The sequence below is a fragment of the Rhizobium sp. USDA 3886 genome, from assembly GCF_056279785.1.
On sequence record NZ_JBWCDC010000003.1, the window covers coordinates 1669170 to 1682779 of the forward strand.

At 61.3% G+C, this 13610-nt stretch carries 14 protein-coding genes; 8 read left to right on the plus strand and 6 right to left on the minus strand.

What is annotated here, in order from left to right; genetic code table 11:
- Nucleotides 1–2: 2 nt before the first annotated feature.
- The 5 genes from ACZ9BX_RS30905 to ACZ9BX_RS30925 all read right to left on the minus strand — a co-directional run bounded on the left by ACZ9BX_RS30905 (nucleotide 3) and on the right by ACZ9BX_RS30925 (nucleotide 3837).
- Nucleotides 3–764: a bestrophin-like domain gene (locus ACZ9BX_RS30905; RefSeq protein ID WP_476222087.1), complete on the minus strand. Its 762-nt coding sequence runs from the start codon at nucleotides 762–764 to the stop codon at nucleotides 3–5.
- A 14-nt stretch (nucleotides 765–778) separates the two neighbouring features.
- Nucleotides 779–2086, minus strand: a complete 1308-nt coding sequence (locus ACZ9BX_RS30910) for an alpha/beta hydrolase (RefSeq protein ID WP_476222088.1) — start codon at nucleotides 2084–2086, stop codon at nucleotides 779–781.
- Between the two features lie 257 nt (nucleotides 2087–2343).
- Entirely contained in the window at nucleotides 2344–2544 is a 201-nt protein-coding gene (locus ACZ9BX_RS30915) for a hypothetical protein (protein ID WP_476222090.1), read from the minus strand.
- A gap of 103 nt (nucleotides 2545–2647) precedes the next feature.
- Nucleotides 2648–3664 carry an Lnb N-terminal periplasmic domain-containing protein gene (locus ACZ9BX_RS30920; RefSeq protein ID WP_476222091.1) on the minus strand — a complete coding sequence of 339 codons (1017 nt, stop codon included), beginning with the start codon at nucleotides 3662–3664 and terminating at the stop codon, nucleotides 2648–2650.
- Entirely contained in the window at nucleotides 3652–3837 is a 186-nt protein-coding gene (locus ACZ9BX_RS30925) for a hypothetical protein (RefSeq protein WP_476222092.1), read from the minus strand. The genes ACZ9BX_RS30920 and ACZ9BX_RS30925 overlap by 13 nt, the downstream gene beginning before the upstream one ends.
- A 592-nt stretch (nucleotides 3838–4429) precedes the next feature.
- Between ACZ9BX_RS30925 and ACZ9BX_RS30930 the strand changes: the two genes are divergently transcribed.
- The 8 genes from ACZ9BX_RS30930 (at nucleotide 4430) to ACZ9BX_RS30965 (ending at nucleotide 12548) form a co-directional block, all read left to right on the plus strand.
- On the plus strand, nucleotides 4430–5002 hold the full coding sequence (locus ACZ9BX_RS30930; RefSeq protein ID WP_476222093.1) for a GbsR/MarR family transcriptional regulator: 573 nt from the start codon (nucleotides 4430–4432) through the stop codon (nucleotides 5000–5002).
- Between the two features lie 4 nt (nucleotides 5003–5006).
- Nucleotides 5007–6707 (plus strand): thiol reductant ABC exporter subunit CydD, encoded by a 1701-nt coding sequence (gene cydD, locus ACZ9BX_RS30935; protein WP_476222094.1) that lies wholly within the window; start codon nucleotides 5007–5009, stop codon nucleotides 6705–6707.
- Complete coding sequence (locus tag ACZ9BX_RS30940; RefSeq protein ID WP_476222095.1) at nucleotides 6704–8392, plus strand: amino acid ABC transporter ATP-binding/permease protein; 1689 nt, start codon at nucleotides 6704–6706, stop codon at nucleotides 8390–8392. The genes cydD and ACZ9BX_RS30940 overlap by 4 nt, the downstream gene beginning before the upstream one ends.
- A gap of 76 nt (nucleotides 8393–8468) precedes the next feature.
- Nucleotides 8469–10049, plus strand: a complete 1581-nt coding sequence (locus ACZ9BX_RS30945; protein ID WP_476222096.1) for a cytochrome ubiquinol oxidase subunit I — start codon at nucleotides 8469–8471, stop codon at nucleotides 10047–10049.
- Between the two features lie 5 nt (nucleotides 10050–10054).
- Complete coding sequence (cydB, locus tag ACZ9BX_RS30950) at nucleotides 10055–11206, plus strand: cytochrome d ubiquinol oxidase subunit II (RefSeq protein ID WP_476222097.1); 1152 nt, start codon at nucleotides 10055–10057, stop codon at nucleotides 11204–11206.
- A 12-nt stretch (nucleotides 11207–11218) separates the two neighbouring features.
- The gene (gene cydX / locus ACZ9BX_RS30955; protein WP_027509613.1) at nucleotides 11219–11329 is read left to right on the plus strand and encodes a cytochrome bd-I oxidase subunit CydX; all 111 of its coding nucleotides are present in this window, start codon (nucleotides 11219–11221) and stop codon (nucleotides 11327–11329) included.
- A 151-nt stretch (nucleotides 11330–11480) separates the two neighbouring features.
- The gene (locus tag ACZ9BX_RS30960; protein ID WP_027509612.1) at nucleotides 11481–11783 is read left to right on the plus strand and encodes a hypothetical protein; all 303 of its coding nucleotides are present in this window, start codon (nucleotides 11481–11483) and stop codon (nucleotides 11781–11783) included.
- A gap of 144 nt (nucleotides 11784–11927) precedes the next feature.
- Complete coding sequence (locus ACZ9BX_RS30965) at nucleotides 11928–12548, plus strand: TerC family protein (RefSeq protein ID WP_027509611.1); 621 nt, start codon at nucleotides 11928–11930, stop codon at nucleotides 12546–12548.
- A gap of 314 nt (nucleotides 12549–12862) precedes the next feature.
- Here the strand turns inward: ACZ9BX_RS30965 and ACZ9BX_RS30970 are convergent, their stop codons facing one another.
- A complete protein-coding gene (locus tag ACZ9BX_RS30970; RefSeq protein ID WP_476222098.1) occupies nucleotides 12863–13576 on the minus strand; it encodes a LysR substrate-binding domain-containing protein in 714 nt (237 codons plus the stop codon).
- Nucleotides 13577–13610: the final 34 nt, after the last annotated feature.

The window sequence follows — 13610 nt, forward strand, 5'->3', positions numbered from 1 at the left end:
AACTATCGAGAGGCAATGTGCCCAAGCGCAGCCCGCAGCGGCCCGTCCGAGACGTGGATGACACCGAGATACGGATGCGCCATGTCGATGACAAGGAAGACCGCTGCTGCGACCGACAGCGAGCAGACCAGCATGACGCCGATCACGGTCGGATTGGCCGGAGCCTGGAGCCCGAAGGTCAGGAACAGCCACGCGAGCCAAAAGACAAGGATGACGAGAAACGCGGTCGGCAACCCTTCCGAACTGCTTTCGACGAGCATCCAGTGGGCTTCGGCCAAGAGGCCGCTGACCTCGAGGGCGCGAGCCTGAAGCAGTCGCTGCGGCTCGGTCGCCGGAACCAGGTTGCGAAGTTCACCCTGTACAGGCTCGATGCCTTGGTTTTCATCATACGGTTCGATTCCCGCCTGCTCGGCCACGGTGCCCCACCCCTGAACAAGTCTGTTCTCGACTAGACGATGCAGCCGGCTGCGTGCATCCGCCGTCTCTGGTCCGTACTGCGCCATTACCCGGTCAAGCAGCAGCAAGCGGGCAACCGAGGTCCGCAGTTCGGCTTCGGCGTTGTTGTAGACGGTGTTCGCGGACGCGATCAGCAGCCCGAGGGCAAGGGCAGACAACGTGCCGACGACCGCCGTCGACAAGCGGATCACGTCCTTGGATTCGGCATCCAGGTGATGGGCTGGCAGGCGGTTACGGACAAGGATGCCGATGAGCGATGCCCCGAACAGGCAGATGAAGACGAGCGTGCCAAGGGCGATCGAACTCAAACGGGCACCTCCTGCTATCTCTGCGTCAGGCACGCCGGGGCGGTCGGCATCGCCGCGCAATTCTTGACCGCAACCTTCTGCCCTCCGCTGACTTGTCCGGTCAGGCCGCCGACATGATTGGCGTAGTTGCCGCGAGTATCGGCGTCAAACACCGCGACGGGGGCGGTCAGTACGAGGCCCGCGGCACTTCCGGCGGCAGCGGCCACGTCGGTTGTTCCGGCAAGGATGGTGTCGCCGAGACCGACCCGGCTGTCGGTCAGCGTCTGCCCTTTGGACAGCCGCGCGCCGATGAGCTGGACGACTTCCGGGGATTCCGCGAACTTGCTGTGATTGAGATCGTCGCTGACCTTGATCTTGGTGAGGTCGATCACCGAAATCTTGTAGTCGGCAAGCTCCGCCTTGTACGGCGCGGTTTCGGGATCGATCGACCCGAGGCGCGGAATGTTGCCCCAGACCCGTCGCGAGAAAGCGAGCGCCTTGTCGTCACGGGAGACGAACAGAGTGAACTGCGGGTGCGGGTCGCCCATGTCCTCGATCTGCGAGCGGAAGACGTCGACATCGACGTCGGGAGCCGCCAGCATGACGTTCCTGAATTTCGCGGGAAGACCATCGTTGCGGATCGCCATCTGTCGCAGCGCCTCGAGCGCGAGCCAGTTTCCCATCGAGTGGGCGAGGACGTTGACTTCCTTCACATCGCCGTCCTTGGCCAGATATTGGAACAGCGTTTCAAGGGCGTTTCGCGTGTAGTTGGTGCTCTCGCGGTCATAGCCGTAGGCCAGCAGGCTGCCGCGCGAAGGCCAGGTCACCAGGACCGGGGCGCTGTGGATGTTCGAATCGTGGACGATCTGGGCGAAGCGGTAGACGCTGTCTTCGAAGCGGTTGTTGAAGCCATGGATGAAGACGAGAACGCTGTGATCGGGACTTCGTTTGACCGATGCCTTCAGCCAGCCCTTGGCGCCGTCCAGATCGAAATCCTGGGCTTTCAAAGTCGCGAAATCGGTTTTCGGATTTGAAGGCAGCTTCTTTGGCCAGGCGACGTCGCCTTCTTTGCGGACATTGGGCAGTGAAACTGTGATCTCGGCAAAGGACGGCGTCCGAGCGCGCTCGCCCGTGAACATCTCGCCGGGGACGTTCGATCGCGCCCGCGTGGTCGCGACCAGCATTTCGACGCGGCTGGTATTCGGCACGGTGTCCGCAACGGGGGTCAGCACGTCTTTCGGGTGTCCGCCGCAGCCCACGAGCACGATCAGCGCAAGGCATGGAAGAAGTCGCCGAATACGACCAGCGGTCAACGAGTTAAACAAGCGCAAGTCATCCCCCATTAGCATTCCGACGTCGGCGCGCAGTCACATTCCCGAAAACAGACAGTAGTTTGTGGATGCGACAGACACTTGTGCTGTTCGCGTGACATGTTCCGTCGCCACATCAGGGGGCGAGGATCTTCTCAATCATTTACGTGGTGCTTCTCCCCATGAGACGGCGCGAGCCATATTCTTCCACCTGCTTGTGTGTCGCACTGACCCTGTCTGCGGTTGTCTGTCCAAAGCTGTCGTCGTCCGTCCTCAAATTTCATAGCACGTTATCGCGGCCAGACGTCACAGAAACCCGTCTTCTTGTTGCTGTCGGCACATGCCAAACTGCGGCGGCGTCCCGGCGAGGGAGGCCGCGCCTGCGATGCACGGCGGGCTTCGGCAAGGGTCGGAGCGAGCATTGGTGCGGCCACCATCATCAGGAGGTCCGTAGCCGCGGTGACGTTCTGAAAGTGCTTAATGAGCTTCACGTTCCGTCCTGTTTAAGGGCGCAGGTGAAACTCCACCTAGCGAATTCCTGAGAGGGCGCACCATGCCTCAATCATCGCGATTTCCTCAGTATGTTACTGGTGGTTACGGCGTAGCGACGGCGGCCGGGGCGGGCACGCCGAGACGGATTGCCTTCGAGAAGTTGGGCGATAATCCATCCGCCCGCGCCCGCTCGTCGATTTTCGAAATTTCTCGCAATCGGGCGAGCGGCATCGACGTGTCGATGGCTCCCCGGTCATAGGCGTAGTCGGGAAGATAACCGTTGACGATCAGCCGCCAGTCGAACGGCACCTTGTCTCCGGCGACACGCATCAGCTTGGCGACCGTCGTCGTGCAGTTCGTCGTGATCGAGTTGTAGAACTGCGGAGTCTGGGCAAGGGCGTTGGCCCCGGCGACGTATTCGAGAAGCAGATTTCGTGCCTGTTCGGGACTGGCTCTCAGCCGATAGATTTGCACGTCCTCGCCCCGCACGTTGGAGCGGACGCCGACAACGTCGCGTTCGTCCGCGGCAAGGATCACCAGTGGGTCGTTCTTGAAGAGATCGGCAAGGGGAGAAAACGCGCCACCGACCTTGTGGCGTACCTCGATCGACCAGGCGAGCTGCTCGCCGCCTTCGAAGCCGAAGCTGAAGATGACATGTGCGATCTTCGGCCCCGCCCAGTACGACATGAACAGGTCGACGGTCTTCACCTTGCTGACATCGTAGGTTCGTGTCGTCCAGCGCTCCGTGAAGTCGGAATTGCTTCGCCAGCCGAAGTCCCGGACATCAGTCAAGGTCAGCGAATTTCCGTCGACACGACCCGTGACCTGCCGGGCGACATCTGGTGCCCATGCAGCGTTCGCTTCCGGCTTGATCGAGCTCCACCAGAAGAGAACCGGGGCGAACACGACAGCGAACGAAAGGATGGCTCTCATGCGCAGCCGGCTGGCAAGCGCCGCTACAGTAAAGAGACCGAAGACGAGGAAGACGCCAGCGCCAATTGCCCGCCCGGCATCAGGCAGGGGCAGGCGATACCAAAGGGCCAGTGAACACCAGGCTGTCAAAGCCGCCATGATTACGGCGACCGCGAAGTTGAGGATGAGCGCCATCAGTCGAGGCATGTTATTCCTTTTCTGTAGCCGCGGCAGTGCCGCGGCGATTCGGCGATCGCGCGTTCAACGCTGACACAGAATGGCACGACCTTGGCAAGATCCAGCATGGTGCGGATCTCTTTGCCGAGGCCATCTTTGAGTTCGAGCGCCTCGGCGTAACGTCCGTCTCGCTCCGGAGCCATAGACGACTCCCACTCTCGCACGAGATGGTCCGCAATGGAAAAGTCGTTGTACGGTTCTCGGAAGCTTTCATTGCGGGAGGCAAGCGCGTCGATCTCCAGCGCCTGCTCGGAAAACCTGCGCTTGGTGACTCCGTGTCGTATTCCATTCCTTCGCTCCCGGACAGGCAATGTGAGGGGCCCCGCACATCGCGCAGTCGCCATGAATATGACACAGAATCCGACCGACACCATGTAGGTTACAGTAACACGGCGAGTTTCTTGCGGTGCGCGGCCACCGTGGCTTCAGGCCATCGCCGCGGCGGGGGCGACCGCATGGGGGTCCTGATGGCATCGGAACCTGCCGATCGGGTTGGGCAAGCGATCTCGCAAACCAAGCGACCGTAGGTCGTGTCATACGGATTCGTTGCCGGAAAAGATGCTCGGTATCCTTGCGGCGCTCAGATCAGATCCTTGCTCTGAACATCACTGTCTGAATTGATTTCCAGGCCTGCAACCAAATTGCCGCAGCCCGGTTTGCTCGATTGAGAAAGACGGAAACGAGCGTATAGTGATTTCAGTAATTTCTGAAATCACAGGAACAACGGAAATTGGCATGAACCTTCCGCCGCTCGTTCAATCCTTCGTTCTGCATTTCGGTGAGATGGGCTCGCGTTGGGGCATCAATCGCACGGTCGGCCAGATCTATGCGCTTCTTTATGTCTCGCCGTCGCCGCTCTGCGCCGAAGAGATCGTCGACGCGCTCGGCATCTCGCGTTCCAACGTGTCGATGAGCCTGCGCGAATTGCAGGCCTGGAACCTCGTGCTTTTGAAACACAAGCCCGACGACCGCAGGGATTTCTTCACCACGCCTGACGATGTCTGGCTCATCCTGCGCACGCTCGCCGAAGAACGGAAGAAGCGCGAAGTCGATCCCACCCTTTCGGTTTTGCGCGAAATCCTCATGCAAAGGCCTGCCAGCGAAGCCGAACGCTTCGCCCAGCAGCGGATGAGCGAAATGCACGGCTTGATCGAACAACTGACACATTGGTATGGGGACGTAAAACAACTTGAAACAGAGCGCCTCGCAACGCTACTCTCTTTGGGAGCAAAGGTTACGAAGCTCCTGGAAGCCAAGGACCGGGTGGTATCGCTCGGCCGCGGCCGTCGGCCTGCGAACAAGAGCTAGCGCTATGGGGAGTGCTTTCTTCGACGAGGAAAAAGCGCGCGCAGCCGGAGCGCCAGCGATTGGCTCGCCGGTGCTTTCGTCCAAGCCTTCACGTCTTCGTCATGCCGCTACGGTTCAAACCGCTGCCGCCCTCTTGTGGATCCCGCAAGCTGGTCTACTTGCTTACGCCGTCGGCCGCACTGCGGATGGCGGCGGTCTTCGCGATGTCCTTTGGCCCGCCTTTTTTGTCTTGGTACTCGGCATTGCAAAGGCGCTGCTTGACGCGGCTGGCGGCCAGATCGCCTTCGACAGGGCGCGCACTGAACTGGGTTTGAGGAGACAGATTGCCGTTGCAGCGCTTGCCCGGCGATCGCCGATCGACGGCACGCGTCCTGCTTCCGGGCGGGTTGCGAGCATTCTCGGCGAGCAGGCGGAGCTGATCGTTCCCTACCTTTCGCGCTTCCTGCCGGCTCGCTTCAAAGCGAGCGCCATTCCTCCCATCATCCTCATCTGCATCTTGCCGATCTCCTGGGTCGCGGCACTTGCGCTGTTCATCGCAATGCCGCTTATTCCACTTTTCATGGCGCTGATCGGCTGGCAGGCGCAGGCAGCGAGCGAAAAGCAGCTCGCCGCAACAGGCGGCCTCAACGCATTTCTTCTCGATCGGCTCCGCGGACTGGCCACGATCCGCTCGCTTGATGCGGTCGGGCTGACTGCCACGCGGCTGCGGGCAGATGCAGAGGACCTCAAGACACGCACCATGGCGGTGCTGAAAATCGCCTTTCTCTCCTCAGCCGTGCTGGAGCTCTTTGCAGCGCTCGGCGTTGCAATGGTCGCGGTCTATGTGGGCTTCAGTCTTCTCGGCGAACTCCGCTTCGGAACATGGTCGGGAAAGCTCGGCTTGACCGAAGGTCTTTTCATTCTCTTGCTTGCGCCCGCCTTTTTCGAGCCCTTGCGCGAACTTTCCTCAGTCTGGCACGACCGCGCCGCCGGAGAAGCGGCAGTGAAGGCGCTTGATAGCCTTTCCGATTGCGGCATGGAGATCGTCGAGTTGGAGACGGCCGGCTCGGCGCCGCGCACTGATCGGTTCGACATTGAGTTCAACGACGTCAGCTTCCGTTACGATCGCTCGCGGCCCTTCGCGCTTGCCGGCTTCAACTGTCTTTTCACAGAGGGCGAGCATGTCGCGCTTGCCGGTGCGAGCGGTGCGGGAAAATCCACGCTGCTTGCGCTGATCGCCGGTCTGGCACCACCTCTGACGGGTCAAGTCCTGATCGGCGGCCGGCCTGTCGATGCGGGCGCGCGCAGGGCCATGGCCTGGATCGGGCAGGCGCCACATATATTTGCCGGAAGCTTGGCCGGCAATGTCTTGCTGGGAAGGCATCGCGGCATTCTGCACGAGGCTTTGGCGCTTGCCAGGCTGGACGGCGTCGCGGCTGCCTATGGCAAGCGGCCGCTCGGCGAAAGCGGTACCGGCCTTTCGGGCGGCGAGGCGTTGCGGCTTGCGATCGCACGGGCGGCCGCCAATCCCGACATTCGCATCATCCTGGCGGACGAGCCGACGGCGCATCTCGACGCGGTGACCGCGGCGGAGATCACGGAGAGCCTGCTTGCGCTTGCCAGGGGCCGGACGCTCATTGTCGCGACACATGACCCGCGTTTTGCGGCACGCATGGGCCGCAGGATCGCCATCGGCACACAGGTTTTACAAGAGGCGGCTGAATGAGAAACCTGTTCCGGACCCTTGCGCCGATCCTTGAGCTTTTCTTCGCTGAAAGACCGCGCAGCCTGCTGAGCGGTGCTTTGCTTTCGGCCGTCACGGTGGTCGCCGGCCTCGCCCTGCTCGGTCTTTCGGGCTGGTTCATCACCGCCGCATCGATTGCCGGACTATCGGCGGCGGCGATCGCCTTCGACGTCTTTGCGCCAGCAGCCGCAATCCGCTTGCTTGCGATCGGCCGCACGGCCGCGCGTTACGGCGAGCGGATAACGACGCATGACGCAACGCTGGGCATACTGGCAGCACTTCGCGAGAAGCTTTTTCGCGGCTGGGCTGGACCGGGAGCAGCGCGCGATCTTCTCCGTCGGCCCTCCAGGCTGCTTTTTCGCCTGACGGCCGATATCGATGCGTTGGATTCGCTCTACCTCAGAATTCTGGTCCCGATCGTTGCCGCGATAGGTGCTGCACTTGTCGCCGTCATCACGCTCGGCATCATGCACCCAGCATTCGGTCTCGTGGTCGGTGGGCTGTTGATTTGCTCCGGCATCGGCATTCCGCTCGTTGCCGGTTGTCTTGCCCGAAGGCCTGCCCGGCGCCGCGCCTACGGCATCGAGGCGCTTCGCGCGCGCGCCATCGACTTGGCCGCCGGCCAGACGGATCTCCTGATGGCATCGCGCATTCAAGCGCAATGCGCTGCCGTCACCGGAGCTGATGCCTATACGGCCAGGGCCGATCGTCATCTGAACCGGATCGAGACAGGTGTCATCTTGAGCTTCGGTCTCGTCACGGCGATCCTGCTCGCCGGCTCGCTTCTTGCGGTAGCAGCACTCACCGAAGCAAAGGCGATCACCGCACCGGTTGCCGCATTGGGGCTGTTGATCGCCTTTGCAGCAGTCGAACCCTTCACGGCCCTGCGGCGAGGCGGCTTGGAACTCGGGCGGATCCTTGTGGCCGCCAGGCGTATCGGTCCGCACCTTGCTGAGGAGCGGTTGCGGCCGAAAGACCGTGCGGCTGAAGCCGGCATGGCTCTTTCGCTACAGGCCGCAAGCGTCAGGCATGACGGCTGCGCCAGAGATGCGCTGCATGCAATCAGCCTGGAATTGAAGCTCGGTCAGATTCTGGCCGTGATCGGCCCGAGTGGTGCCGGAAAATCAACGCTGCTGTCGGTGTTCGCGGGCGAAATCCAGCCCCGCTTAGGGACTGTCGCATGCGTGGATGCGACGCGTCTGACGCAAAGGACCGAGCTCTTCCAGGATACGCTCGAGGGCAATTTGCGGCTCGCCAAGCCGCAAGCGTGCGACGTGGAACTGCGCGAAGCGCTTGCCGCCGCGGGGCTGCTTTCAGATGTCGATGCTCTACCGAAAGGACTCGGGACCTCTCTTGGCGAGGGCGGTTTCGGTCTGTCGGGCGGCCAATCCCGCCGTCTGGCGCTTGCGCGCCTCTTCCTTCGGGATACGCCGCTTTGGCTGCTCGATGAGCCGACGGAAGGTCTCGACAGCGCAACAGCACGTGATGTGATGGCCCGTCTCAAGGCGAGCGCACATGGCCGGGCGCTCGTCATTGCAAGCCATACCCGCCGGGAGGCGGCGATCGCCGATCGGATCGCGATCGTTGAAGGCGGCCGGATCACCGAAATCTCACGCCGCGGAGAGGCGGCGTTCGAAAGCGCGCTCGAACGGCTGAGGCCGGATTGAGTGCTGAGCGCAACTGCGGACGCCGGCCGGCGCCCGTGGAATTCTCGACATCCCGTGGGACCGTGGGAGAAAGACAATGGAACTAGATATCGTCGCGCTATCGCGCTTCCAATTCGCGCTGACGGCGCTTTACCACTTCCTGTTCGTGCCGCTGACGCTCGGCCTGTCGGTGCTGCTCGCGATCATGGAGACGACCTATGTGATGACCGGCCGCCAGATCTGGCGGCAGATGACGAAATTCTGGGGCACGCTCTTCGGCATCAACTTCGCACTGGGCGTGGCGACCGGCATCGTCATGGAATTCCAATTCGGCATGAACTGGAGCTATTACAGCTATTATGTCGGCGACATCTTCGGCGCGCCACTGGCAATCGAAGGGCTCATGGCCTTCTTTCTGGAAGCGACCTTCGTCGGCCTCTTCTTCTTCGGCTGGGACAAGCTCTCGAAAGTCGGGCATCTGGTCGCCACCTGGGCCGTGGCGCTCGGCTCGAACTTCTCGGCACTGTGGATTTTGATTGCCAACGGCTGGATGCAGAACCCGGTCGGATCGGCGCTCAACCCGCAGACCATGCGCATGGAGATCGTGAGCTTCTTCGACGTGGTCTTCAATCCCGTCGCGCAGGCGAAATTCGTGCATACGGTCTCGGCCGGTTATGTCTGTGCCTCGATCTTCGTGCTCGGCGTTTCGGCCTGGTATATCTTGAAGGGCCGCCATATCGAGCTTGCCAAGCGCTCGATGACGGTTGCCGCCTCCTTCGGCCTTGCCTCGGCTCTCTCGGTGGTCGTGCTCGGGGACGAGAGCGGTTATCTTGCGACGGAAAACCAGAAGATGAAGCTCGCGGCAATCGAGGCGATGTGGGAGACGGAACCGGCGCCGGCAGCCTTCACGGCCTTCGGCTTTCCGGATCAGCAAACCCGCGAAACGCATTTTGCCATCCATATCCCGTGGGCCATGGGCCTGATCGGCACGCGGTCGCTGACGACCGAAATTCCGGGCATCGACAAGCTGGAGAAGCAGGCCGAAACCCGTATCCGCGATGGCATCAAGGCTTACGATGCGCTGATGCAAATCCGCTCGGCCCCGACGCCGGACGGCATCGCGCAGGAGGTTCGCACCTCCTTCGAGGATCTCGGCCACCAACTCGGCTATGCACTTTTATTGAAGCGCTACGTCGACGACCCGCGTCAGGCAACGGAAGAACAGATCGCCCAGGCTGCACGGGACACGATCCCGCATGTGCCGACGCTTTTCTGGTCGTTCCGCATCATGGTCGGGCTCGGCATGTTTTTCATCGTCCTGACGGCGGTCTTCTTCTGGCTGTCGGCCCGCCGCCATCTCGACAAATATCCGTTGCTCTTGAAGATCGCCGTCTTTGCCATACCGCTTCCCTGGATTGCCATCGAGGCAGGCTGGATCGTCGCCGAGATCGGCCGCCAGCCCTGGGTCATCGAAGGGGTATTGCCGACGGCGATGGCGGTCTCCAGCCTGGGGGCAAGCACGGTGCTCATCACCATCATCGGTTTTGCCGCACTTTATACGACGCTGATCGTTGTCGAAATGAGCCTGATGCTGAAGGCGATCAGGCAAGGCCCGGAATCGGATGACGAGCCGGGCGCCGCCCTTATTTCCGAAACCCTCGTACCGGCAGCGGAGTGATCGCCATGATCCTTCATGAACTCATCGACTACGAAACCCTGCGTGTGATCTGGTGGCTGCTCCTCGGCGTGTTGCTGATCGGCTTTGCGGCAACCGACGGCTTCGACCTGGGTGTCGGCACGCTTTTGCCGTTCGTCGCGAAGACCGACACGGAGCGCCGTGTCGCGATCAACACGATCGGCCCGATCTGGGAAGGCAACCAGGTCTGGCTCATCGTTGGCGGCGCCGCCACCTTCGCCGCCTGGCCGCCGCTCTATGCCGTTTCCTTCTCGGGCTTCTATCTTGCAATGTTTGCGGTCCTCTTGGCGCTCATCCTGCGCCCGGTCGGCTTCAAATACCGTTCGAAGCGTGAGAGCGCCCGCTGGCGCAACAATTGGGACTGGGCGCTCTTCATCGGCGGCTTCGTGCCGTCGCTGATCTTCGGCGTTGCCGTCGGCAATGTGTTGCAGGGCGTTCCCTTCCGTTTCGCCGACGACATGCGCATCTTCTATGAAGGCTCGTTCTTCGGCCTTCTCAATCCATATGCGCTGCTTTGCGGCTTGCTCTCGGTCGCCATGCTCGTCATGCACGGCGCATCCTGGCTGGTGCTGAAGTCTGGCGGCCCCGTTGCCGAGCGCGCCAGAAACTATGGAAGCATCGCTGCCCTTTGCGTTATCGTGCTCTTTGCGCTCGGCGGCCTCCTCCTGGCGCTTGGCATCGATGGCTATCGCATCACCAGTCCTATCAGTCCGGCCGGTCCGTCGAATCCGCTCTTGAAAACGGCGGAGCATGGCGGTTCATGGCTTGCGAACTACAGCACCCATCCCTGGCTGCTGATCATTCCGGCGTTCGGCTTTTCGGGCGCCGCACTTGCGTTTGCGGCAATGCGGGCCAGGCGGGAGGCCTCGACCCTGCTCTTCAGCAAGCTCTCGATCTTCGGCATCATCTCGACGGTCGGCGTCTCGATGTTTCCCTTCATCCTGCCCTCCTCGCTCGATCCACGCTCGAGCCTGACCGTCTGGGACGCGTCGTCGAGCCATATGACGCTCTTCATCATGCTCGTCGTGTCGCTGATCTTCCTGCCGATCATTTTTGCCTATACCGCCTGGGTCTACAAAGTGCTCTGGGGCAAGGTGGACGAGAAGAGCGTCACGGACAAAAGCGGCCACGCATACTGAAGGAGAAAAACAATGTGGTATTTTGCATGGATTCTGGGGCTCCCGCTCGCAGCCGCCTTCGCCGTCCTCAACGCCATGTGGTACGAACTGGTCGACGACGAAGCCAAGAAGAAGAAACAATAACGCACAAAAGGTCAGGCCCTGCGGCCTGATCTTTTTGAATGCGTCCTGTCGAACCGCCGCTCACCAGCGCTGACGCGTTTTTGGTTAATCTGGCACAAGGATTGCCTCTTAATATCTATCGGAATATGGCGCGCCGGCAGGAGAGGATCTCATGGTGTCAGTCACGGATATGATTGGTGCAACCTGGCGTCTCGAAGATGCGATCCGGGAAGTGATCGCCGACCCACAGGCTTTCTCCAATGAAACCAAACCCATGAAGCAAAAGGCTAAAGTTCTGCCGCACCTTCTGGTGCAGAAGTATCCGCATCTCTCCGATATTGAACACGAACTGCGCGGCGTCTTCGAAACCTGCCGCCTGGCCATTGATCACAAATCGATCAGTCCGGTCGTTGCGAAGGCAGCGGTTGCCATTGCCGACGAATATCGGGAGATCATCATCAAGTTGAAGCACTGAATTCGCATGGACGCGCGCGCCCCTAAAAACTTGGGGACAGGAACGATTCCCACGCCGCATTTGCTTGACCTTGCGTTATTCATGGTTGACGCGGCGTTCCTGGGACACTAGCACGCTTCTCGAAGGCATTCTGGGGACGTTTCCATGGAAATCTTTACTGCTGCGGGCCTGACTGCACTCCTGCAAGTCATCGCGATCGATCTTGTTCTTGCCGGCGACAACGCCGTCGTCATTGGCCTTGCTGCAGCCGGGCTTCCCGCCGTGCAGCGCAAGAAGGCCATTCTGGTCGGTATTCTTGCCGCCACCGTTTTGCGTATTCTGTTTGCATCCGTGACGGTTCAGCTTTTAAGCATCGTCGGCCTGCTGCTTGCCGGTGGCCTGCTTCTGCTCTGGGTCTGCTGGAAGATGTGGCGCGAACTTCGCTTGCAGCATGCGAACGGTGGCGAGTTTGGTCAGGAAGGTGCTGCGTCCACCGGGCCTAAGAAGACCTTCATGCAGGCTGCAACCCAGATCGTGATCGCCGACGTGTCGATGTCGCTCGACAACGTGCTGGCGGTTGCCGGTGCTGCCCGCGAGCACCCGACCGTGCTGGTCCTGGGCCTTGCACTGTCGATCGCCATGATGGGCGTCGCGGCGGGCATCATCGCCCGGCTGCTCAACCGCCACCGCTGGATCGCCTATGTCGGCCTGCTGATCATCCTCTACGTCGCGCTCGACATGATCCATCGCGGCATCCTGGAAGTTTGGCCGCACCTGCAGCCCTAAGAGCTGACGCAATTGTGATTGAGGGCGGATCGGCGAAAGCCGGTCCGTTTTAATATTCCCAGAAGACAGCGATACTCATGAGACTGGCGATAGCGATGTCGGTCCCAACGGAACCTTCACGGGTGTGATGACCGCCTGGGAACCGCTCTGCCTGGCAGTGCTACTTTCTGCCTTGGATGCCGGCCGAACGGGGCGAGGCCTGCTTCAGGTGCGGGCGATCGAAACAACAGGTGCCGGGCAGCCGCGGGACGGCGCACAAAACTCGATGCGTACGGTCAGGGTCATCGTGCAGTGATCGAACGGACGCAATCCCGCTATGTTAGTTTGCCTTCAAACACCGCGCGCTCGCGGATGAGGCCCTCACCGACAATATCGAAAAACGCGCGCACGCGAGCAGTGCCCTTCAGGTCGGTATGGGTTACGATCCAGAGCTCGCCCGCCAGTTCCGCGATGGGGTCGGCGAGTGCGCGCACCAGTTCAAGGTGGCTGTCGCCGAGATAACAGGGAAGCAGTGCAACGCCTATCCCGGCTTTGGCAGCTACCAGTTGATTGACCAGACTGCTCGTGCGATAGACAAAGGCGGCTGCCGGGGCGTGACGGCCGAGCCAGTCGGCAGCAGCGATCCCGGCCACATGTTCTTCCCAGCCAATCAACGGCTGCCGGACGGCATCCGCCGCCCGCGTCAACGGCCCCCCGATGGCCTCGAGAACCATCGGTGATGCATAGAGCATCCAGCCGACGTCGGCGAGTTTGCGTCCCCAAAGGTCACCTTCTCTCGGACGAACCGGACGGAGCGCGATGTCGGCCTCGCGGCGGGACAGGCTGAGCACGCGGTTATCGATCAAGAGCTCGACGACAATCCCCGGATGCACTTGGCGGAACGCAGCGAGGTGCCGTGTCAGCATGCTGTATGCAAGCGTTTCGGAGGAAGTGACGCGCAGCTTGCCGGAGAGCTGGTGATCGCGGCCCGCAATGTCACGATCGAGCGCAAGCGTCTCGTCTTCCATCCGCTCGGCAGCGGCGGTCATTCGTTCACCGGCTTGCGTCACCTGATATGATCCA

Excerpts from the sequence above, each read along its gene's own strand:
- ACZ9BX_RS30910 (WP_476222088.1), bottom strand. The coding sequence starts at position 2,086 with ATGGGGGATGACTTGCGCTTGTTTAACTCGTTGACCGCTGGTCGTATT.
- ACZ9BX_RS30920 (WP_476222091.1), bottom strand. The coding sequence starts at position 3,664 with ATGCCTCGACTGATGGCGCTCATCCTCAACTTCGCGGTCGCCGTAATC.
- ACZ9BX_RS30925 (WP_476222092.1), bottom strand. The coding sequence starts at position 3,837 with ATGGCTCCGGAGCGAGACGGACGTTACGCCGAGGCGCTCGAACTCAAA.
- ACZ9BX_RS30930 (WP_476222093.1), top strand. The coding sequence starts at position 4,430 with ATGAACCTTCCGCCGCTCGTTCAATCCTTCGTTCTGCATTTCGGTGAG.
- cydD (WP_476222094.1), top strand. The coding sequence starts at position 5,007 with ATGGGGAGTGCTTTCTTCGACGAGGAAAAAGCGCGCGCAGCCGGAGCG.
- ACZ9BX_RS30940 (WP_476222095.1), top strand. The coding sequence starts at position 6,704 with ATGAGAAACCTGTTCCGGACCCTTGCGCCGATCCTTGAGCTTTTCTTC.
- ACZ9BX_RS30945 (WP_476222096.1), top strand. The coding sequence starts at position 8,469 with ATGGAACTAGATATCGTCGCGCTATCGCGCTTCCAATTCGCGCTGACG.
- cydB (WP_476222097.1), top strand. The coding sequence starts at position 10,055 with ATGATCCTTCATGAACTCATCGACTACGAAACCCTGCGTGTGATCTGG.
- cydX (WP_027509613.1), top strand. The coding sequence starts at position 11,219 with ATGTGGTATTTTGCATGGATTCTGGGGCTCCCGCTCGCAGCCGCCTTC.
- ACZ9BX_RS30960 (WP_027509612.1), top strand. The coding sequence starts at position 11,481 with ATGGTGTCAGTCACGGATATGATTGGTGCAACCTGGCGTCTCGAAGAT.
- ACZ9BX_RS30965 (WP_027509611.1), top strand. The coding sequence starts at position 11,928 with ATGGAAATCTTTACTGCTGCGGGCCTGACTGCACTCCTGCAAGTCATC.
- ACZ9BX_RS30970 (WP_476222098.1), bottom strand. The coding sequence starts at position 13,576 with ATGACCGCCGCTGCCGAGCGGATGGAAGACGAGACGCTTGCGCTCGAT.